The 20,534-nt window shown below is 67.9% G+C and carries 21 protein-coding genes and 1 pseudogene; 16 read left to right on the forward strand and 6 right to left on the reverse strand.

The genetic code is table 11. From position 1 onward, the window contains the following. Window positions 1-65: 65 nt before the first annotated feature. Both PKB_RS10830 and PKB_RS10835 read left to right on the forward strand, forming a co-directional pair. A complete protein-coding gene (locus PKB_RS10830; RefSeq protein ID WP_084166787.1) occupies window positions 66-1,532 on the forward strand; it encodes an ABC transporter permease in 1,467 nt (488 codons plus the stop codon). After that, window positions 1,529-2,602, forward strand: a complete 1,074-nt coding sequence (locus PKB_RS10835) for an ABC transporter ATP-binding protein (protein ID WP_043251623.1) — start codon at window positions 1,529-1,531, stop codon at window positions 2,600-2,602. Before PKB_RS10830 ends, PKB_RS10835 begins: the two co-directional genes overlap by 4 nt. A 37-nt stretch (window positions 2,603-2,639) precedes the next feature. Here PKB_RS10835 and PKB_RS10840 read toward each other — a convergent pair whose 3' ends face one another. From PKB_RS10840 to PKB_RS10855, 4 genes are all read right to left on the reverse strand, one after another. Next, window positions 2,640-4,478 carry an amidohydrolase gene (locus PKB_RS10840; RefSeq protein WP_043251626.1) on the reverse strand — a complete coding sequence of 613 codons (1,839 nt, stop codon included), beginning with the start codon at window positions 4,476-4,478 and terminating at the stop codon, window positions 2,640-2,642. 24 nt (window positions 4,479-4,502) lie between these two features. Next, window positions 4,503-5,045: an antibiotic biosynthesis monooxygenase gene (locus PKB_RS10845; RefSeq protein ID WP_156958022.1), complete on the reverse strand. Its 543-nt coding sequence runs from the start codon at window positions 5,043-5,045 to the stop codon at window positions 4,503-4,505. Window positions 5,046-5,102: 57 nt separating this feature from the next. Then, on the reverse strand, window positions 5,103-5,759 hold the full coding sequence (locus PKB_RS10850; RefSeq protein WP_043251627.1) for a hydrolase: 657 nt from the start codon (window positions 5,757-5,759) through the stop codon (window positions 5,103-5,105). Between the two features lie 213 nt (window positions 5,760-5,972). Beyond that, on the reverse strand, window positions 5,973-6,989 hold the full coding sequence (locus tag PKB_RS10855) for an alpha/beta hydrolase (protein WP_043251631.1): 1,017 nt from the start codon (window positions 6,987-6,989) through the stop codon (window positions 5,973-5,975). A 386-nt stretch (window positions 6,990-7,375) separates the two neighbouring features. Between PKB_RS10855 and PKB_RS10860 the strand changes: the two genes are divergently transcribed. Further along, window positions 7,376-7,777: a hypothetical protein gene (locus PKB_RS10860; RefSeq protein WP_197539249.1), complete on the forward strand. Its 402-nt coding sequence runs from the start codon at window positions 7,376-7,378 to the stop codon at window positions 7,775-7,777. A 4-nt stretch (window positions 7,778-7,781) separates the two neighbouring features. On the opposite strand, the gene PKB_RS10865 is transcribed toward PKB_RS10860, so the two are convergent. Next, complete coding sequence (locus PKB_RS10865) at window positions 7,782-7,964, reverse strand: hypothetical protein (protein WP_043251632.1); 183 nt, start codon at window positions 7,962-7,964, stop codon at window positions 7,782-7,784. Between PKB_RS10865 and PKB_RS29565 the strand changes: the two genes are divergently transcribed. The 9 genes from PKB_RS29565 (at window position 7,963) to PKB_RS10905 (ending at window position 16,879) form a co-directional block, all read left to right on the forward strand. Further along, window positions 7,963-8,256, forward strand: coding sequence for a hypothetical protein (locus PKB_RS29565; RefSeq protein ID WP_156958023.1), 294 nt, complete (start codon window positions 7,963-7,965; stop codon window positions 8,254-8,256). The two genes, PKB_RS10865 and PKB_RS29565, sit on opposite strands and share 2 nt — an antisense overlap. Continuing rightward, window positions 8,240-9,061 carry a polyphosphate kinase 2 gene (gene ppk2 / locus PKB_RS10870; protein ID WP_043251633.1) on the forward strand — a complete coding sequence of 274 codons (822 nt, stop codon included), beginning with the start codon at window positions 8,240-8,242 and terminating at the stop codon, window positions 9,059-9,061. Before PKB_RS29565 ends, ppk2 begins: the two co-directional genes overlap by 17 nt. Before the next feature lie 50 nt (window positions 9,062-9,111). Further along, entirely contained in the window at window positions 9,112-9,783 is a 672-nt protein-coding gene (locus PKB_RS10875) for a DUF3313 domain-containing protein (RefSeq protein WP_043251634.1), read from the forward strand. Window positions 9,784-9,885: 102 nt separating this feature from the next. Then, on the forward strand, window positions 9,886-11,628 hold the full coding sequence (locus PKB_RS10880) for a monovalent cation:proton antiporter-2 (CPA2) family protein (RefSeq protein WP_084166609.1): 1,743 nt from the start codon (window positions 9,886-9,888) through the stop codon (window positions 11,626-11,628). An 84-nt stretch (window positions 11,629-11,712) separates the two neighbouring features. Next, window positions 11,713-12,816 carry an AI-2E family transporter gene (locus PKB_RS10885; protein WP_043251636.1) on the forward strand — a complete coding sequence of 368 codons (1,104 nt, stop codon included), beginning with the start codon at window positions 11,713-11,715 and terminating at the stop codon, window positions 12,814-12,816. 16 nt (window positions 12,817-12,832) lie between these two features. Next, on the forward strand, window positions 12,833-14,353 hold the full coding sequence (locus PKB_RS10890) for an efflux transporter outer membrane subunit (protein WP_043251637.1): 1,521 nt from the start codon (window positions 12,833-12,835) through the stop codon (window positions 14,351-14,353). Then, complete coding sequence (locus PKB_RS10895) at window positions 14,350-15,465, forward strand: HlyD family secretion protein (RefSeq protein WP_043251638.1); 1,116 nt, start codon at window positions 14,350-14,352, stop codon at window positions 15,463-15,465. Before PKB_RS10890 ends, PKB_RS10895 begins: the two co-directional genes overlap by 4 nt. Then, the gene (locus PKB_RS10900; protein ID WP_043251640.1) at window positions 15,455-16,471 is read left to right on the forward strand and encodes a DUF2955 domain-containing protein; all 1,017 of its coding nucleotides are present in this window, start codon (window positions 15,455-15,457) and stop codon (window positions 16,469-16,471) included. Before PKB_RS10895 ends, PKB_RS10900 begins: the two co-directional genes overlap by 11 nt. Window positions 16,472-16,663: 192 nt before the next feature. Then, on the forward strand, window positions 16,664-16,879 hold the full coding sequence (locus tag PKB_RS10905) for a co-regulatory protein PtrA N-terminal domain-containing protein (RefSeq protein ID WP_043251641.1): 216 nt from the start codon (window positions 16,664-16,666) through the stop codon (window positions 16,877-16,879). A 205-nt stretch (window positions 16,880-17,084) separates the two neighbouring features. On the opposite strand, the gene PKB_RS10910 is transcribed toward PKB_RS10905, so the two are convergent. After that, window positions 17,085-17,810 carry a response regulator transcription factor gene (locus PKB_RS10910; protein ID WP_043251643.1) on the reverse strand — a complete coding sequence of 242 codons (726 nt, stop codon included), beginning with the start codon at window positions 17,808-17,810 and terminating at the stop codon, window positions 17,085-17,087. A gap of 137 nt (window positions 17,811-17,947) precedes the next feature. On the opposite strand from PKB_RS10910, the gene PKB_RS10915 reads away from it, so the two are divergent. The 4 genes and pseudogenes from PKB_RS10915 to PKB_RS30550 form a co-directional block, all read left to right on the forward strand. Then, window positions 17,948-18,640, forward strand: coding sequence for a response regulator transcription factor (locus tag PKB_RS10915; protein ID WP_043251646.1), 693 nt, complete (start codon window positions 17,948-17,950; stop codon window positions 18,638-18,640). Continuing rightward, a complete protein-coding gene (locus PKB_RS10920; RefSeq protein ID WP_043251647.1) occupies window positions 18,618-19,985 on the forward strand; it encodes a sensor histidine kinase in 1,368 nt (455 codons plus the stop codon). The genes PKB_RS10915 and PKB_RS10920 overlap by 23 nt, the downstream gene beginning before the upstream one ends. Window positions 19,986-20,013: 28 nt before the next feature. Continuing rightward, window positions 20,014-20,391, forward strand: coding sequence for a sulfite exporter TauE/SafE family protein (locus PKB_RS10925; RefSeq protein WP_043251648.1), 378 nt, complete (start codon window positions 20,014-20,016; stop codon window positions 20,389-20,391). A 31-nt stretch (window positions 20,392-20,422) separates the two neighbouring features. Continuing rightward, a pseudogene (locus PKB_RS30550) lies at window positions 20,423-20,527 on the forward strand (hypothetical protein); the annotation flags it as partial. Between the last annotated feature and the right edge of the window lie 7 nt (window positions 20,528-20,534).

Consider the following 20,534-nt stretch of genomic DNA (forward strand, 5'->3'; position numbering starts at 1 on the left):
GCAAGCGCCAGGGCCAGCCGCCGCGCTGGCTGCTGGGCGCGGCGCTGCTGGTGGCGCTGTTCGCGATGCTGCCGCTGGCGTTCGTCGCTGGCGCCAGTGTGCAGGCGGGCTGGGCCACCATCGTCAAGCTGGTGTTCCGCCCGCGCGTGGCGGAGCTGCTGGGTAACACGCTGCTGCTGGTGGTGCTGACCATCCCGCTGTGCGTGCTGCACGGCGTGGCCATGGCCTGGCTGACCGAGCGCAGCAAGTTGCCCGGACGGCGGCTGTGGTCGTTGCTGGCCATCGCCCCGCTGGCGATCCCGGCGTTCGTCCACAGCTATGCCTGGATCAGCCTTGCGCCGTCGCTGAACGGCCTATTCCCGGCGGTGCTGATCTCGGTGATCGCCTATTCGCCGTTCATCTACCTCCCGGCCGCCGCGTCCCTGCGGCGCCTCGATCCGGTCCTGGAAGACGTCGCCGAATCCCTCGGCCAGCGGCCCTGGCCGGTGTTCCGCCGCGTGGTGCTGCCGCAGCTGCGCCTGGCCATCTGCGGCGGCTCGCTGCTGGTCGGCCTGCACCTGCTGGCCGAGTACGGGCTTTACGCGCTGATCCGTTTCGACACCTTCACCACGGCGATCTTCGACCAGTTCCAGTCGTCCTTCAGCAGCTCCGCGGCCAACATGCTGGCCGGGGTCCTGGCGCTGGGCTGCCTGCTGCTGCTGACCCTCGAGGCCGGCCTGCGCGGCAAGGCACGCTACGCCCGCGTCGGCTCCGGCAGCCCGCGCGCGCAGCGGCTGTACGGCCTGCACGCCTGGCAACTGGGCCTGGTCCTGGTGTTCACCGTTGGCAGCACGCTGCTGACCCTGGGCGTGCCGCTGATCACGCTTGGCCAGTGGCTGTGGGCCGGCGGCCGCGAGGTCTGGCGCTTCGACGAAATGCTCCCGGCGCTGGGCCAGACCATGCTGCTGGGGGCCGCCGGCGCGCTGCTGACGACCCTCGCGGCAATCCCCGTGGCCTGGATCTCGATTCGCGCGCCGAGCCGCTTGCAGCGCCTGCTCGAAGGCAGCAACTACATCGCCAGTTCGCTGCCGGGCATCGTGGTGGCGTTGGCCCTGGTCAGCCTGACCATCCGCTTCGCGCAGCCGCTGTACCAGACACTGTTCACCGTGCTCCTGGCCTACCTGCTGATGTTCCTGCCCCGGGCTCTTGTCAGCCTGCGCGCCGGCATCGCCCAGGTGCCGGTGGAGCTGGAGAACATCGCCCGCAGCCTGGGGCGCACGCCGGCCCAGGCATTGGGGCGGGTGACCCTGCGCTTCGCCGCGCCGGGCGCCGCCGCCGGTGTGGCGCTGGTGTTCCTGGCCATCGTCAACGAGCTGACCGCGACCCTGTTGCTGTCGCCCAGCGGCACCAGCACCCTGGCCACCAGCTTCTGGGCCCACACCAGCGAGATCGACTACGCCGCCGCCGCGCCCTACGCGCTGCTGATGGTGCTGCTGTCGCTGCCGCTGACCGGGCTTCTCTACCACCAATCCAGACGGGTAGCAGGTCGATGAGTACCCTCGAGATCCATGCAGTCTCTCGCTACTTCGGCGCCAGCGCGGCGCTGGAAACCTTCAGCCTGTCGGTGCCGGCGGGCAGCCGCACCGCCGTGGTCGGCCCCTCGGGTTCGGGCAAGACCACCCTGCTGCGGCTGATCGCCGGTTTCGAATTCCCCGACACCGGGCGCATCACCTTCGACGGTGTCACCCTGGCCGACGAGACCAGCGCCATCCCCGCGCACCGTCGGGTGATCGGCTATGTACCGCAGGACGGCGCGCTCTTCCCGCACCTGAGCGTCGCGGCGAACATCGCCTTCGGCCTGGACGGGCACGCAGCGGAAAAACAGCGCCGGGTCGACCAGCTGCTGGAGATGGTCTCGCTCGACCGTGACATGGGGCGGCGCTGGCCGCACGAACTGTCCGGCGGCCAGCAGCAACGCGTGGCGCTGGCGCGGGCGCTGGCGCAGAGCCCCAGGCTGATGCTGCTCGACGAACCCTTCTCGGCGCTGGACAGCGGCCTGCGCGTGTCGATGCGCAAGGCGGTTTCCCAGGTGCTGAGCGACGCCGGCGTCACCGCGATCCTGGTCACCCACGATCAGGAAGAGGCGCTTTCATTCGGCGATCAACTGGCCGTGTTGCGCCAGGGCCGGCTGGTGCAGGCGGGTGCGCCGAAGGATCTGTACCTGCGACCGGCGGACGAGGAAACCGCGTTCTTCCTGGGCGACGCCCTGGTCCTGCCGGCCAGCGTGGAAGCCGGCTGGGCGCGCTGCCCGCTGGGGCGCGTGCGGGTCGGCGAGGGCGAGAGTGCAGGGCGGGCGCGTATTCTGCTGCGCCCGGAGCAACTGCACCTGAGCCCGGCAGGGCTGCCGGCGAACAGCGCGGACGGCTGCTTCGGCACCGTGGTGGGCAGCGACTTCGGCGGCAACAAGTGTACGGTGACCGTCCGCCTGGACGACGCTGGAGAAGCCGACTGGGGTGGCGGCGAGTGGCGCCTGCCGGTCCGCGTCTCGGCGCTCGATTCGCCGGACCTGGGCAGCCGCGTGCACCTGTTCGCCAGCGGCCAATCCCACCTGTTCCGCCCCTGAATGAAAAGGGCGCGGGCCGCCAGGCCCGCGCCGGTTTTCAGAAGGCGAAGCAGGAACAGCCGAAGGCACCCCAGAAGCCCTGGAAATCACTGATCGGCACGCTCGACTGGCGCGCCCGCTCGTGGCCGTGGCCATGTACCGTGCATGCCCCGGCACACTGGTGGACTGCCTGGGCCAACGGTGCCTGCGGGCGCCAGTGCCCGGCGACCTTGGCCACCGGCGACCAGTCCGGCAGCACCGGCAGGGTCGGCGGGCCGTAGCGCTCGAAATCGCCGTCGGCGTAGACCACCCGGCCATCCACCACGGTCAGTACCGACTCGATGCGCTTGATCGCCTCTTCCTCGACGCTGAAATAGTCCGCCGAGAGCACTGCCAGGTCGGCCAGCTGCCCGACCTTGATCAGGCCTTTCTTGCCCTGTTCGTTGGAGAACCAGGCGCTGCCGTGGGTGTACAGCTCCAGCGCCGTGGCGCGGGACAGGCCCTCCGGGTACAGCTCCAGACCGCCGACGGTCTTGCCGCTGACCATCCAGTACAGCGAGGTCCAGGGGTTGTAGCTGGACACGCGGGTGGCATCGGTGCCGGCGCCTACCGGTACGCCTTCGGCAAGCATTCGCTTGATCGGCGGGGTGGCTTGGGCGGCTTTCGCGCCGTAGCGGTCGACGAAGTACTCGCCCTGGAAGGCCATGCGGTCCTGGATGGCGATGCCGCCGCCCAGCGCGCGGACCCTTTCGATGTTCTTCGGCGAAATGGTCTCGCAGTGGTCGAAGAACCAGTGCAGGCCGTTGAACGGGATGTCGAGATTGACCTTCTCGAACACATCGAGCATCCGGGAGATGGATTCGTCGTAGGTGGCGTGCAGGCGGAACGGCCAGCGCTGCTCGACCAGGTGGCGCACCACCGGCTCGAGGTCAGTCTCCATGTTCGGCGGCAGGTCCGGGCGCGGTTCGAGGAAGTCCTCGAAGTCGGCGGCGGAGAACACCAGCATCTCGCCGGCGCCGTTGTGCCGCAGGAAGTCGTTGCCCTGGCCGTACTTGACGTTGCTGGTCCAGTTCTTGAAGTCGGCGAGTTCTTCCTTGGGCTTCTGGGTGAACAGGTTGTAGGCGATGCGCACGCTGAGCTGGTTGTCTTTCTCCAGCTGCTCGATCACCTGGTAGTCGTCCGGGTAGTTCTGGAAGCCGCCGCCGGCGTCGATGGCGCTGGTCACGCCCAGGCGGTTCAGCTCGCGCATGAACTGGCGGGTGGAGTTGACCTGGTACTCGAAGGGCAGCTTCGGCCCCTTGGCCAGGGTGGCGTAGAGGATCATCGCGTTCGGCCGGGCGATCAGCATACCGGTGGGCTGGCCGTTGCTGTCGCGGACGATCTCGCCGCCGGGTGGGTTCGGCGTGTCTTTCGTGTAGCCGACCACGCGCAGGGCGGCGCGGTTGAGCAGGGCACGGTCATACAGGTGCAGGACGAACACCGGCGTATCCGGCGCGGCCTGGTTCAGCTCCTCGAGGGTCGGCAGGCGCTTCTCGGCGAACTGGAACTCGCTCCAGCCACCCACCACCCGCACCCATTGCGGCGACGGGGTGCGCAGGGCCTGCTCCTTGAGCATGCGCAGGCCATCGGCCAGCGAGGGCACGCCTTCCCAGCGCAGTTCGAGGTTGTAGTTGAGCCCGCCACGGATCAGATGCAGGTGCGAGTCGTTGAGGCCGGGGATGACGGTGCGGCCCTTGAGGTCGATGACCTGGGTGGCGCCGGCGCGCAGCGGCATGACTTCGGCGTCATTGCCGACGGCGAGGAATTTTCCGTCCTTGATGGCCACGGCGGTGGCGCTGGGTTTTTCGCGGTCGACGGTGTGGAAACGGCCGTTGTAGAGGATCAGGTCGGCATACATGGCGGAGTCCTTCGAGGTAGGCGGTCAGCGGGCGTTGAGCCAGCCGGCGAACAAGCGGGTCACGCGGGGCATGAACAGGTACACGACCAGCACCACGATGGTCAGGGTGATCAGCACGTTGCTGAGCAGGAAGCCGCCCAGCCACGGCAGCACCTGGAACAGCGGCTTCCACAGCTGCGGCACCAGCATCACCAGCGGCAGGATCACCAGGTAGGTGACGATCACCTGCTTCCAGCGCGGCGGCGGCTTCTGGCCAGTCTCGGCCGGGGTGAACCAGAACTCGTGGGCGTCATGCCGCTCCTGGTTGTCGCCGTCGAGCAGCAGCGGCTCGGCGCGTTCGATCAGTTCGCGGCGCTGCGGTGAGTCGAGCCAGTCCTGCAGTTGGCCGGCCGAGGCGAAACGCAGCACCGAGGTGAAGCGATCGCCCTGGCGCAGCACGTCCACGCCCTGGTGGCCGGGGAACTCGCTGGCAGCGCGGGTCAGCTCGCGCAGGATCGCCTCGTAGGCCGCGACGCTGTCGGGGCGGGCGCTGTGGCGAATGATCAGGGTCACGGATTCTTGGGTCATGGCGTGCACCTCCGCATGCAGTAAAGACGCCCCCGGCGAACCGGGGGCGGCCGGCCGTCAGTGGCCTTCGCTGGCGTTGAACATGGTCTTGGCGTAGATCAGGCCCAGGCCGTAGGCGCCGCCGTGCTCGATGGAGGTCTTCACGGTCTGGTCGTAGGTTTCGCCACGGGCCCAGTCGCGTTGCAGTTCGAGCAGGTACTGCAGGGAAGTCATCGGGCGGGCGCCGAGCTGGATCATGCGCTGCAGGGCCATCTCGTGGGCTTCGGTGGAGACGTCGCCGCAGGCGTCGGCGATCACGTAGACCTCGAAGCCCTGGTCGATGGCGGAGAGGGCCGGGCCGACGATGCACACGGACGTCCAGAGGCCGGCGAGGACGATCTTCTGCTTGCCGAACTTGTTCACTTCCACCGCGATGCGCGGGTCTTCCCAGGTGTTCATGCTGGTGCGGTCGATCACGTTGTGGTCCGGGAACACCGACTTGATCTCGGTGAAGATCGGGCCGGAGAAGCTCTTCTCGGCAACGGTGGTGAGGATGGTGGAAACCTCGAATTCCTTGGCCGCCTTGGCGACCAGCGCGGCGTTGTTGCGCAGGGTGACGGCGTCGATCGACTTGGTGGCGAAGGACATCTGCGACTGGTGGTCGATCATGATCAGGGTGTGATCGTTCGGGTTCAGCAGGGTCTTGCCGGGAGCGGCCTTGGCGATTGCGGTCATGGTGAGGTTCCTTCTGTCGTTGCGTGATTGGGTGGGGTCTTTCACGTCGTTTCTGTTCGGCACCGGGTTTGTTGCGCCGAACCGTGGAGCCATCTTTACCGACTGCCGGAATGCGCGGAACAGACAGCTTTGCAGGGTCACCTTGCAGTTTTGCAAGGGCCCTCCGGGCCGCGCCACACGTGGGTTGCGCGGGTGCCGGAGGGGGATTCGTGATTATTTCAGGTGCTGTTTCAGCTCGACGCCGGCCTGACGCATGGCGGCCTGGACTTCCGGGACCTTGGCCAGCGGGTTGAGCAGGCCGTAGTCGTGGATCATGCCGTTGTAGCGCACGGCGGTGACCGGCACGCCGGCGGCGTCCAGGTGACGGGCATAGGCCTCGCCTTCATCGCGCAGCACGTCGAACTCGGCGGTCTGCACCAGCGCCGGCGGCAGGCCCTTGAGCTGATCGGGCGTGGCGCGCAGCGGCGAGGCGTAGGTCTCGGCGCGCTGTTTCGCGTCGGTGGTGTAGCTGTCCCAGAACCACTGCATCATCGGCTTGGTGAGGAAGTGCCCCTGGGCGAACTGGTTGTACGAGGCAGTCTCGAAGCTGGCGTCGGTCACCGGCCACAACAGGGCCTGGAAACGCAGCTTGGGCGTGCCCTTGTCCTTGGCCATCAGCGCGACCACCGCGGCCATGTTGCCGCCGACGCTGTTGCCGGCCACCGCCAGGCGCGAACCGTCGACGTTGATCTCCTTGCCGTGTTCGGCGACCCACTTGGTTGCCGCGTAGGCCTGGTTGATCGCCACCGGGTAATGCGCCTCGGGGGAGGGTGTGTAGCCGACGTAGACCGCGACTGCACCGGAGTTCACCACCAGGTCGTGGATCAGCCGGGCGTGGGTCGGGTAGTCGCCGAGCACCCAGCCGCCGCCGTGGAAGAACATGAACACCGGCAGGGTGCCCTTGGTGTTGGCCGGGCGGACGATGGTCAGCTTGATGGCCTGGCCATCGGCCTGGATGGTCTTCTCGCTGACACTGGTGCCGGAGAGGTCCACCTGCACCGAGGCCTGGGCGCCGGTCAGAACGGCGCGGGCATCCTTCGGCGAGAGCGTTTCCAGCGGTTTGCCGCCGCCGGCTTCCAGGGCTTCGAGGAAGGCCTGGGTGGTGTGCTCGACGCCCGGGCTGCCGGCGGCGAAGGCCTTGCCGATGGCGAGGGCGAGGGTGGCGGCGAGCAGATTCTTCTTGGCGTTCATGGTGCGGGTTCCTGTGCAGTGGGGGGCTTGTCGTGAAGCGCAGGAACATCATTGCCCAGGGCTGGAAGCCGCGGAACAGACAGCTTTGCAGGGTCGCTTTGCAGTTTTGCAAGGGGCGTGCGGACACCTCGATTGGCGGATAACCGTTCACGATTATCCGCCGCTACACCGAGACTTCCGATGGCGCCTGGGTCTAGCCGGGAGCCATATCGCCAGGCTGGACTACGAGTGGAGCATGGCCAGGCCCTGCCGGTGATGCCCTGGAAGCCGCCGCCATCGGGGGAGACGATCACCCGGATGGCGACGAAGCAGCGCTGCACACCCTGTAGGAAATTTCGTCGGCAGAAAGGAGCGCGGAGGAGGGCGAATGGCTATGCTCGGCAGCCATGACCTCCGCCATCCCGCTCCGCCAACCTTGCCCGCCGGGCGCCTGCGATTGCGGGCGCGAGGCGCTGCTGGAAGACCCCCGTGGCGACCTGCGCATCCTGCGCCTCACCCGCCAGGAGGAGCAGCGCCTGCTCGAGCGTTTGGCGTGCATCCGCGACCTGGACGATCTCGAGCACATGCAGCGGCGCATGTTCGAGCAACTCGGCCTGCGCCTGACCATCGCCCCCGGCTTCAACGAAGTGCGCAGCATGCGCGGCATCGAGATCCGCATCGAGCACCTGCCGGGGCTCTGCCGCAAGACCCGCCAGGCCATTCCCGCCGCCATCCGCCGCGGCCTGGAGCGCACGCCGGAAATCGCCTGGCGATTGCTCGATTCCTTCGACCTGCTGCGCGACGCCTGAACCTTCAGCGGCGCGGCAGCGACTGCACGCGCGGGTCGATCTGCTGACGCGGAATCATCTGGCTGCTCGAACGCGCGCCGGGCGCGGCTTGCTGGTCCGCCTGGTCGTCGCCGTGCTCGGTGCAGGAGGCCCCGCCCAGGGCCACGGCGAGCGGCGCGAGCAGGAGGAGGAAGGTGAGCCGCGACATGTCGAATCTCTCCGGTGCGCTGCGATTCCATCAGCAAATACGCATTCGTCGCGCGCTGCGCCGCTACACGACGAGCGGCCCCGTTCCAGGGCTGAACGACAGTGCCTCTGCGGTGCCATTTGCGGCCGATCGTAAACGTTTGAATCTTCCGGCGTTGTGCTGCGCCAAGGGCGGACTCGGCCTAAGCTCGCGGCCCGGCAAACGGCCGTGGATCAACCATACTCATTTTCGCGCGCTTTGCCCCTACCAGCTGGTCATGACTTCAGGAGAGAACGATGTCCAAAGCGGATAAGAAGAAAACCGAGAAGAAGGCCCCAGCCGAAGGGCTTGACCGCAAGGCCTACGAAAAGGAGCTCAAGCGCCTGCATGTGGAGATGGTGAAGCTGCAGGAGTGGGTGGTCGCGAAGGGCCTGAAAGTCTGCGTCGTCTTCGAGGGCCGCGACGGCGCCGGCAAGGGCGGCACCATCAAGGCCATCACCGAGCGCGTCAGCCCACGGGTGTTCCGCGTCGTGGCGCTGCCGGCGCCGACCGAGCGGGAAAAGTCGCAGATGTACGCGCAGCGCTACCTGACCCACCTGCCCGCCGCCGGCGAAGTCGTGATCTTCGACCGCAGCTGGTACAACCGCGCGGGCGTCGAGCGGGTCATGGGCTTCTGCACCGACGAGCAGGCGACCAAGTTCCTCGAGGTGGTTCCGCTGTTCGAGAAGATGATGGTCGAGTCCGGGATCATCCTCATCAAGTACTGGCTCGAAGTCAGCGCCGACGAACAGACCCGCCGCCTGCAGGACCGCATCAACGATGGGCGCAAGCTGTGGAAGCTCTCGCCCATGGACCTGAAGTCCTACACACGCTGGGACGACTACACCCGCGCCCGCGACGAGATGTTCAACGCCTCGGATACCTCCTGGGCCCCCTGGTTCATGGCGCACTCCAACGACAAGCGCCGTGCGCGCCTGAACATCATCAGCCACCTGCTGTCGCGCATCCCCTACAAGGACGTCACCGGCGAGCGAGTCGTCGAGCTGCCCAAGCGCGGCCGGATCGGCAAGTACAAGGCCGTTCCCTATCCCTTCAAGGTGGTCGAGGAGCGGTTCTGATTCCCGCCACCGTTGCAGTGCCAAGAAATTCCGTCCATCAGGAGATGAAAATGAAGAAATACGCGGTCCTGGTACCCCTGCTGGTACTTCCGCTGCTGTTCGGTTGCTCGAGCAACAAGGTGGCCCCCGAGGACTATTCGGGCTTCCTCGGCGACTATTCGCGCCTGACCGAACAGGAAAATGCCTCCGGCACCAAGGTGCAGGCCTGGATCGACCCGAACCTCAACCTTACCCGCTACACCAGCGTCTACATCGAGCCGACGCAGTATTTCCCCAAGCCCAACCCCACCGACAAGATCTCGCAGCAGACCCTCGACCAGATCTCCGCCTACTACAACCAGGTGCTCAAGCGCGAGTTCGGCCAGGTACTGCGGGTGGTCGACCAGCCGGTAACGGACACCCTGGTGGTGCGTGCCGCCATCACCGGGGTGAGCAGCCATACGCAATCGCTGCACGCCTATGAAGTGATCCCGATCGCGCTGATCGCGGCAGGCGTGAGCACCGCCACCGGTATCCGCGACCAGGACACCGTGATCGCTACCGAGGCCGCGTTCATCGACGGCGGCAACAGCAAGGTGGTCGCCGAAGTGGTGCGCAAGGGCACCGGCCATCCGCTGGAGAACTCCAGCCAGGCCCTGACCGCCAACGACTTGAAGGGCGTGCTCGACGGCTGGGCCAAGGACATGCGGCTGTCCTACACCAAGCTGCGCACCCTGAAGTAAGGCTTTGCCAGCGGGTGCCCGGTCGCCAGCGGCCGGCGTGCCCGCCATCGCAGGAGCGCCCCGGCACAACGATTTAAGCAACGGATTCAAGGAGGAGGGCGGATGCCCAATGATGGCAGCCTGCTGCAGGCCACGGTGATCTTCCTGCTGGCGGTGGTGATTCTCGTACCGCTGGCGCAACGCGCGAGGCTCGGCGCCGTGCCCGGCTACCTGCTGGCGGGCATGCTGATCGGGCCGTCCGTGCTGGGCCTGGTAAGCAACCCGCACAACGTCGGGAAACTCTCGGAAATGGGCGTGGTGATGCTGCTCTTCATCATCGGCCTGGAGCTTTCGCCGCGCCGTTTGTGGATGATGCGCAACTCCCTGTTCGGCGTCGGCTCGCTACAGGTGGGCCTGACCGCGCTCATCCTGGGCTTGCTGGCCTACCTGGTATTCGGCCAGTCGCCTGCCGCCGCCCTGGTGCTCGGCCTGGGCCTGGCGCTGTCGTCCACCGCCTTCGGCCTGCAGATGCTGGCCGAGCGCAAGGAGCTGGGCCAGCCGCACGGTCGCCTGGCCGTGGCCATCCTGCTGTTCCAGGACATCGCCGCCATTCCGCTGATCGCCATCGTGCCCTTGCTGGGCGGCGTCGAGGCCGCCGAGAGCGGTAACGCGCGCCCCCTGCTGGCGGTGGCCGTGGGAATCGGCCTGGTGGTCGTTGGCGGGCGCTATGTGTTGCGTCCGGTGTTCGGCTGGGCAGTCAGCACCGGCTTGCGCGACCTGTCCACCGCCACCGCGCTGCTGGTGGTACTCGGCACCGCCTGGATCATGGAGCACGTCGGCGTGTCCATGGCCCTGGGCGCCTTCCTCGCCGGCCTGCTGATGGCCGAGTCGCATTTCCGCCACGAACTGGAATCGCAGATCGAACCCTTCAAGGGCCTGCTGCTCGGGCTGTTCTTCGTCGGCGTGGGGATGACCGCCGACCTGCGCCTGCTGTTCAACCTGCCGCTGCAGGTGCTCGGCCTGACCCTGCTGCTGGTGGGCATCAAGCTGCCGCTGTTGTACGCCATCGGTCGGCTGGCTGGCGGCCTGACCCGCGCCGGCGCCACCTGCCTGGGCGTGGTGCTGGCGTCGGGCGGGGAGTTCGCCTTCGTGGTATTCAAGCTGGCGCTGGACCAGGGCTTGCTGGAGCGCCAGGTACACGACCTGCTGGTGCTCGCCATCACTTTGTCGATGGCCGTGGTGCCGCTGGTGATGATCGCGCTGGCGCGCCTGCTGAAGGATGAATCAGGCGCTGCCGAAGAGCCGCAAGGACCGCCGGCGGTGGACGGCGAACCCAAGGTGGTGATCGCCGGCATGGGCCGCATGGGGCGGGTGATCGCCAACCTGCTGCATGCCCAGGGCGTGCCGCTGGTGGCCCTGGACACCTCGGTGGAAGCCCTCGTGGCCAAGCGTGGAGAGAAGGGCGTGCGGGTGTTCTACGGCGACCCGAGGCGCCCGGAAATCCTGCACGCGGCCAAGGTCGGCGAAGCCGAGTTGGTGATAGTCGCCACCGACGATCCGCATATCAACCTGGAGACGGCGAATGTCCTCGCGCGCCTGTATCCCGGCACGCGGGTGATCGCCAGGGCGCGCAATCGCCAGCAGGTGCTGCAATTGCTTGACCTCGGTGCCAACCCCGTGCGCGAGACCTTCCACTCCAGCCTGGAAATGGCGCGCCGCGCCTTCGTCGAGCTGGGCGTGGGCGAGGAGCAGGCCGGGGCCTGGGTACGGCGCTACCAGAAGTACGAGGAAGACCGCCTGCGCGACCTGCACAAGCAGAAGGGTGCAGGGTGTTTCGACGACGTTGACGATCCATCCGCGGGCTGACGCTCGGCGCCTGCGGGCGCATGGGAATGGGCAACGCAACATCAATGACAATCCGGTCCGTCGCGGCCGGTCTGGAGGCTAGCGATGCAGCCGATATTCAAACTGGACAGCAACCTCTCGCGGGGCCTGCTCGACGTCTTCATCAAGGCCGGCCTGATCGCCGCGCTGGTGGTCTTTTCCTTCCAGGTGTTCCAGCCGTTCCTCGAGCTGATGCTCTGGGCGCTGATCCTCGCGGTGACTCTCTACCCGTTGCACCGATTGCTCAAGGAGCGTTTCGGCATGCGCGACGGCCGCGCCGGCACCCTGATCGTGGTGATCGCGCTGCTGGTGCTGCTGGTGCCGATCTTCCTGCTGGTGACGTCCATCGGCGACTCCCTGGAAGGCGTGGTGGCAACGCTCAAGAGCGGCACCTGGAGCCTGCCGGCGCCGCCGGATTCGGTGGCCCAGTGGCCGCTGATCGGACCGCGCCTGCATGAGGTCTGGCTGTCGGCATCCGGCGACCTGACCAGCGCGCTGCAGAAGCTGGCGCCGCACCTCAAGGGAACCGGCCGCGTGCTGCTGGGCGCGGCAGCCAGTGCCGGCGGCGCCTTCCTGCTGTTCATCGGCGCGATCATCATCGCCGGGATCATCATGGCCTTCGGCGAGACGGGCCAGGCCAGCGCCGTGCGTATCGCCCAGCGCATCTCGGGGATCGAGCGCGGTTCGCGCATCGTCGAGCTGTGCACCGCGACCATCCGCGCCGTTGCCCAGGGCGTGATCGGCATCGCCTTCATCCAGATGCTGCTGATCGGCGTCGGCTTCGTGGTCAAGGGCGTGCCGGGGGCGGGCATCCTGGCCATCGCCGTGCTGATCCTGGGCATCGTGCAGGCGCCGGCGACGCTGATCACGGTCCCGGTGATCGCCTACGTGCTCGGCACCGAAGGCTTCTCCACCGCGACCATCGTCTTCTCCATCTATACCTTCGTCGCCGGCCTGGTCGACAACGTGCTCAAGCCGCTGCTGCTCGGCCGCGGGGTGGACGTGCCGATGCCGGTGGTACTGATCGGCGCCCTCGGCGGCATGGTGGTCAAGGGCATCATCGGCCTGTTCATCGGCCCGGTGATCCTGGCGGTGGCCTACGCGCTGTTCTGGCAGTGGGTCGACGAGAGGGTGCCGGACGACGACGCCGACTCCGGGCCGTCGGCCTGAGCAGCCGGGTCTGCCCATGCCGGCACGCACTTACCGCCTGGCGCTGAGCTTTGTCGCCGCGCTGGGCGGCTGCACCCAGGTCGGCCCGGACTTCCAGCGGCCGCAGGATCCCTGGCTGCCGGGCTGGAGCACGCCAGCGCTGGAGGAGGGGAGCCACAGGGGCGTCGCCCCGGACTTCAGCCAGTGGTGGACGGTCTTCGCCGACCCGACCCTGGACGCGCTGATCGCCGAGGCCGACGCCAACAACACCAGCCTGCGCGTGGCCGGCCTGCGCATCGTCGAGGCACGCGCGCAACTGGAAATCGCCCAGACCGGACGCTACCCGCAGCTGCAGCAGCTGAGCGCCGAGAGCCTCTACCTCAAGCAGAACCAGTCCGGCGCGCCCAGCGCTCGCGACTCGGTGTTCTGGCAGTCGAGCCTGGGCGCCAACGTCGGCTGGGAAATCGACTTCTGGGGCCGCTTCAGCCGCGCCATCGAATCCGCCGACGCGGTCTACTTCGCCTCCCAGGCCAACTACGCCGACGCCATGCTGCTGATGCGCGCGCAGGTGGCCGATACCTACTTCGGCCTGCGCACCGCCGAGGCGCGCCTGGACATCGCCCGCGAGAACGCCAGGCGCCAGGAGCGCAGCCTGGAGATCACCGAGCGTCTGTTCCGCCACGGCGAGAACGACGAGCTGGACTGGCAACAGGCGCGCACCCAGTACCTGGCGACGAAGGCGACCATCCCCGAATTCGAGAACCAGGTGAACGCCCTGCGCAACGTGCTCTGCTCGCTGCTCGGCCGCCCGCCGGGGCCGATGCCCGAGCTTGCCGCACGCCACGGCCAGTTGCCGCTGCCCGACGGCGCGGTGCTGCAGGACGTACCGGCCAGCCTGCTGCAGCGCCGCCCGGACATCCGCGCCGCCGAGCAGGCGGTGGCGGCGCAGTCGGCGCTGGTCGGCGTCGCCGAGGCTGACCTCTATCCGTCAATCAGCCTGCTCGGCAGCATCGGCTGGACCTTCGTCTCGGCGCACAACCTGCCCGACAGCTTCAACCTCGCCGCCGGGCCAAGCCTGATCTGGAACCCGTTCGACTACGGCCGGCGCGAGAACGCCGTGCGCGTCGAGGACGCGCGCCTGCAGCAACTGATCGAGCTCTACCACCAGGACGTGCGCGAAGCCGCGCGCGAGGCCGACGACGCCGCCAGCGGCCTGGTCCGCGCAGTGCAGAGCGCGAATATCCGCCAGGAGGCCTCGCAGGCCGCACAGCGCTCGCTGAACCTGGCGAGCTCGCAGTACCGCGAAGGCTTTGCCGACTTCCAGCGCGTGCTCGACGCCCAGCAACTTCTGCTGACCCAGCAGGACGGCTACCTGGTCAGCCGCGGCAACGCGGTGAGCAACCTGGTGGCGCTGTACAAGGCCCTCGGCGGCGGCTGGGACAGCAAGCGCCCACCCGTCGATGCGGCGACCCGCAAGCAGATGCAGCAACGAACCGACTGGGGCGACCTGCTCGACGAGCCGGCCCCGACGAGCCAGGACAAGGGTGAAGGGAAATGAGCGAAACCACCGAAGCGCCAGCGCCGAAGAAAGCCGCACCCGCCGCGTCGCCCGACCGCGGGATCAAGGGCGTGCTGATCCTGATCGCCCTGAGCCTGTTCTGGTACCTGCTCGCCGACCGCTTCACGCCCTACACCCAGCAGGCGCGCCTGCAGGCCTACGTGGTGCCGGTGAGCGCCGAGGTGGCCGGCCAGGTGAAGCGCGTGGCGGTGGGCAACAACCAGGAAGTGCGCAAGGGCGACGTGCTTTTTGAACTCGACCAGGAGCAGTACCGCATCGCCCTGGCGCGCGCCGAGGCGGACCTGGAAACGGTGCGCCGGCAGATAGGCGCGAGCACCGCCGGGATCGACTCGGCGCAGGCCTCGCTGGCCGCCGCGCAAGCCAACGAGCGCAAGGCACGGCAGGACGCCGAACGGCTGCAGCGGCTGTACCAGGAAGACCCCGGCACGGTGTCCGTGCGCCGCCTGGAAAGCTCCCAGGCCACCCGCGAACAGGCGGCCAGCCAGGTGGCGGCGGCCCGCGCGGAAGTCGAGCGGGCGCGCGAGCAGCAGGGCGGCAACGAGGCCGAAAACGCCCAACTGCGCAGCGCCGCGGCGAACGTCGAGAAGGCCCGGCTGGACCTCGCCCGGACCCAGGTGCGCGCGGACTCGAACGGCCTGATCACCGACCTGCGCACCGACGTCGGCCACTACGTAGGCCCCGGCAGCCCGGTGATGACGCTGATCGCCATCCACGACCTGTGGATCAGCGCCGACATGACCGAGAACAACCTCGGCCACTTGCGCCAGGGCACGCCGGTGCTGGTCGTGCTCGATGCGCTGCCGGGGAAAGTCCTGCACGGGAGCATCCGCAGCATCGGCTACGGCGTGAGCGTGGGGCAGAGCGCGCCGCCGGGTTCGCTGCCGACGGTGCAGAACAGCCGTGAGTGGCTGCGCTCGGCGCAGCGCTTCCCGGTGATCGTGGGGCTCGATCGCGACCAGTTGCCGGGGCCCGAGAACCTGCGTGTCGGCGGCCAGGCCGAGGTCATGGCGCTGCCCACTGAGGGCAATCCGCTGAACCTGCTCGGCCGGCTGTTCATGTGGCTGATGAGCTGGCTGTCGTATGCCTATTGAGCTGCGTCGCCTGCGCGCGTTGCGCCTGGCCTGGGGCACCGCGCTGACCCTGGCGGCGAGCTTCGGCGTGGGCTTGCCGGTGCCGTTCCTGGCGCCGGTGCTGGCGGTGCTGCTGCTGGCCATGCGCGCCCAGGCGCTGCCACTGCGTGCGGCGCCGGCTCTCGCGCTGCTGGTGCTGTTCAGCGCTGGCAGCGGCCTGCTGCTGATCCCGCTGCTGCGCAACGCACCGGCAAGCGGCGTGCTGCTGGTCGGCCTTGGATTGTTCCTCTGCTTCCGCTACCTGCTGCAGGGCGGCAACGGCCTGCTGGCGAACCTGCTGGTGATCGGCCTGAGCATGGTTTCCGCCGCCGGCACCGGCGACTTCACCCTGGCGCTCTCGGTGGTCGAGGCGCTGGCCAAGGGCATGCTGCTGGCCGTCCTCGGCGCGGTCGTGGCCCACGTGCTCTTCCCCGAACCCGCCGATGCGCCGGCACCGCCAGTGCCGCCACGGCTGGATGCCGGGGAGGTCAACTGGATCGCCCTGCGCGCCACCCTGGTGGTGATGCCGGCCTTCCTCCTGGCGCTGATCGCCCCTGACCAGTTCATGCCGCTGATCATGAAAGCGATGAGCCTGGGCCAGCAGACCTGCGAAACCCGCGCCCGCCACGCCGCCCGCGAACTGGTCGGCTCGACCCTGCTGGCCGGGCTGCTGGCGATCCTGCTGTGGGGCGGCCTGAGCCTGTTCGTCCACCTCTGGATGTTCTTCCTCTGGACCCTGCTGTTCATCCTCTGGCAGTCCCGCCGTCTCTACCAGGCGGTGCCGAACCGCCAGACCCCGGCCTACTGGGTCGGCTGCATGACCACCATGCTCATCCTGCTCGGCCAATCGGTGCAGGACAGCGAAGCAGGCCAGGACGTCTACCGCGCCTTCGCCATCCGCATGGCGCTGTTCCTGGCGGTGTCGCTGTACGCCAGCGCGATGGTGGTGTGGATCGACAGCCGCAGGGCGCGGGTGAGGGTGGCCTAGGGGACCTTCGGCTCGATGTGGATCGCTACTTGTGCGTTGCCGGCAGCGTCAGCGGGGGCGCCTCGCTTTCTGTCAAAAGTTTCAGGTTGCCGGGAGCGGGATGCCAGGGGGCTCTGGATAAGCTGATTCCAAGCCTAGAGCTTGAGCCGACACCGGGCGGTGCCGGCAGTCCCCGAAACAGGAGTGTTTGCCATGAAAACTCTCAGAATTGCCCTGATCGCCACCCTGCTGGGTGTTTCTGCGGCGGCGATGGCGGAAGACGGCGGCGACCGGGTCGTCGCGCAAATGGATGCCCTGCGTCACACGGCAATGCAGCATTACGCGCAGGTCGAGCAGATGCATGCCCATGCCCAGGCAGTGGCCAGCAACCAGGGTCAGGCTGCGCATCGGGTAGAGCACACCAACTGAACGTGAGCGTTCAGCAAGACCGGGCTGGTTGGCGTTCTGCCGGGCGCGCGCTGTGAGCGACGCGACCGGTCGAGGGCTGCGATTCCACCAGTCCTCTCGCAGGAGCGGGCGAGCCGTGCGGCCACCGCTGCCTGCCTTGGCGGGCGCCAGGCGCCCGCGGCGTGGACACCAGCGTGCGCCGTGTGTCCACGCGGAGCGAGGTCGCTCATGGCTCGTCGGCGTTGTTCGCAAGGCCAGGGCTTTGGGCCGCGGCGGGAATGTCCAGCCGGTAGCCGGCGCCCGGAATGGTCACGATCAGCGACGGCTCGAATCCCTGGTCGAGCTTGCGGCGCAGGCGATGGATATGGTTGTCGATGACATTGTCGTTGGGGTCGAAGTCGTAGTCCCAGGCGCTTTCCAGCAGCATCGTGCGGGTGACGACCTGGCCGTGGTGAAGCATGAGTTTCTCCAGGATCAGCGTTTCGCGCGGGCCAAGCGCAATGCTGCGGCCACGGCGAATGGCCAGGTGCTGGGAGCGGTCCAGTTGCAGCTCGCCGACCTGCAGCCGCCCCGGGCTGTTTCCCGGCGCAGGGTTGCGGGGCCGCAGCAAGGTTTCCAGGTGGGCGAGTACCTCGATGAACGCATAAGGCTTCGCCAGGTAGGCGTCGCAACCAGCCTGCAGCCCTTCGACGCGCTGCTCCGTTGAGGCCAGGGCACTGAGCATCAGCACGGGAAGCGCTTCGCCCTGGCGGCGCAATTCCCGAGCCACCGCCAGGCCGTCCATGACCGGCAGGCGGCGGTCCACCACGGCGACGTCGTAGATGCCCTCCAGCGCCATGGCCAACCCGGTTGCGCCGTCCCCGGCGACGTCGACGACGTGCCCGGCCTCGGTCAGGCCGCGGCGCAAGTGGGCGGACGTGCGCTTGTCGTCCTCGATCAGGAGAATTCGCAAACGGACCTCGACAGGGGCGTGGATTCATCCGCCGGCGGCTTTGCGCAACGGCGAGACCGGACATTCTCAAACTAGGCTATCGGATGGAAACGCACCGTGCTGCGAGCATTGCCACCTCAGGAAAGTGCTGAACCGCCATGACCCATGTACTGGTCGTCGAGGACGACCCTAAAACCTCGCGTGAAATCGAGTCGGCCCTGCAGGACCACGGTTTCGCAGTCACCGCGGTCGCCAACGGCCGCGACGGGCTGCTGCAGGCCGCCGCCGGCGGCTATGACCTCATCGTGCTCGACCGGATGCTGCCCGGCAGCCTGGATGGCCTGGGCGTGCTGACGGCGCTGCGGGCCTCGGGCGTGCTGACCCCGGTGCTGATCCTGAGCGCCCTCGGCAACCTCGACGAGCGCGTTCGCGGTCTGCGGGCCGGCGGCGACGACTACCTGACGAAGCCGTTCGAGTTCATCGAGCTGACCGCTCGCCTGGATGCCCTCAGTCGCCGCCACGGCCATTCGACGAACCAGCCCGCAGACAACCGGGTGCGCGTCGGCAACCTGGAGATCGACCTGCTGCGCCGGACGGTGCGCCGTGGCGAGCGGCAGGTGGACCTGCTGCCGCGCGAATACGCCCTGCTGGAATATCTCGCGCAGCATGTCGACCAGGTGGTGACGCGCACGATGCTCTTCGAGGCGGTCTGGAACTACCAGTACGACGACCAGGCCAACGTCATCGACGTGCACATCGGCCGCTTGCGGCGCAAGCTCGATGGCGAGGGCGACGTCCCGCTGCTGCACACCATTCGCGGAGCCGGCTATGTTCTTCGCTCGCCTGAGTGACGTTCCGCGCACCATCAGCTTCCGCACGGCGCTGATCTTCCTGGCGCTGTTCATCTGCTCGTTCCTGGCGCTGTTCGGTTACATCTACTGGCAGACCACCGGGTACCTGCTCAACGAGGTCGACGGCGAGCTGCATCGCGCCATCGAAATTCGCAGCCGGCAACCTGCGCCTGTGCGCCTGCAGGAGCTGATCGATCACGGCAAGGGCGATCCCGGCAACCTGGTGCCCTTCACGCTGTTCGATGCCGATGGCCATTCCGTCGTCGGCCCGTTGCAGGCCGTTCCGCGCTTCGAGCATTTCGACCAGCCCTACGAGTTCCGCTGGGCCGCCCCCGGCGGTCATGAACGGCCGTTGCGCTTCATCGCTCACCGCCTGGCGGACGGATCGACGCTGGTGGTGGCCGAGGATATCCGCGACATCCGCGAGTTCCACGAGCTGCTGGTGAACGCGCTGCTCTCCGGTGGGTTGCTGCTGCTCCTGGTCGGCCTCATCGGCGCGGTGGCGCTGGGGTATTCGGCGCGGCGCCGGCTGGACGGCCTGACCCGCTCGATCCGCCGAATCGTCGACGGCGACCTGGGGCGCCGGCTTCCGGTGCGCGGCAATGGCGACGATATCGACCGTCTTTCCGAAGTGGTCAACGGCATGCTGGATGCCATCGAGCGCCTGATGGGCGAGCTGAAGGGCGTGTGCGACGACATCGCCCATGACTTGCGTACCCCGCTGACACGGCTGATCGGCGGCCTGGAGCGGGCGCGGCGCCATCGCCCGAGCGAAAGCGAATACGCAGAGGCCGTCGACGAGGCGCTGGAAGAGGCCAGGGGCCTGATGCAGACCTTCCGGGCGCTGTTGCGCATCTCCCAGATCGAGGTCGGCGCACGCCGCAGCGATTTCGCCGTGGTGGACCTGAACCGGATCGGGGCCGATGCCGTCGAGCTTTTCGAGCCGTTGGCGGAAGAGCGCGGCATACAGCTGCAATTCGTGGCCGCCGCCGCCCCGGCGTGCGTCGCCGGCGATGCGCAGTTGCTGTTCGATGCGACCTGCAACCTGGTCGACAACGCGCTCAAGTTCGCTCCCGTCGAGGGGCGGGTGGAAGTCCGGGTCATTGCCGAGGCCGGCCATAGCGGCTTGAGCGTCACCGACAACGGCCCGGGCATCGCCGCGCAGGAGCAGGAGGCGGTATTCCGCCGCCTGTATCGCGGCGAGGCCAGCCGCAACACGCCGGGCAACGGGCTGGGGCTGAGCATGGTCGCGGCCGTGGCGCGGCTCCATGACATGACCCTGGATATCCACGACGCACAGCCCGGCTGCCGCATGGAAATGATCGGCAAGGCGGTGGCCGGGTGAGTCCAACAGAGCGATGAGGGAGAGGCTTATGTCTGCATGGCTGGTGTACGTGGCGATCGGCATCGCCAGTGGGGTTGCGGCGGGACTGTTCGGCGTGGGCGGTGGCCTGATCGTGGTACCGGCGCTGATCTATTGGGCGGGCTTTTCCCAGCACATGGCGACCGGGACGTCGCTCGCGGTGCTGCTGCCGCCGATCGGCATCGCCGCGGCGTTCGAGTACTACCGCAACGGCAACGTCGACGTGCCCGCGGCGATCCTGATCGCCATCACCATGTTCCTGGGCGCGTGGATTGGGGCGCGCCTCGCCAGCCACGTCAGCGGGCCGCACCTGCGCCTGATGTTCGGACTCTTCGTTTGCTGCCTGGGCGTCTACCTCGTCTACGGCGCGTACGAGCGCCTGGGGTGATCCGGGCCGCCTTCGGTACGGACGAGCCCTGTACGTCGCCTCGGTGATCGTCGACGACAGCAACGGGCGCTACTACGAAGCGGCGCCAGGGCGCTCCTGGTACGCGGGGGCGGGGCTGGAATACCGCTTCCTCTAGGCGTTGC

This window comes from Pseudomonas knackmussii B13 (genome assembly GCF_000689415.1).
Taxonomy (GTDB): Bacteria; Pseudomonadota; Gammaproteobacteria; order Pseudomonadales; family Pseudomonadaceae; genus Pseudomonas; species Pseudomonas knackmussii.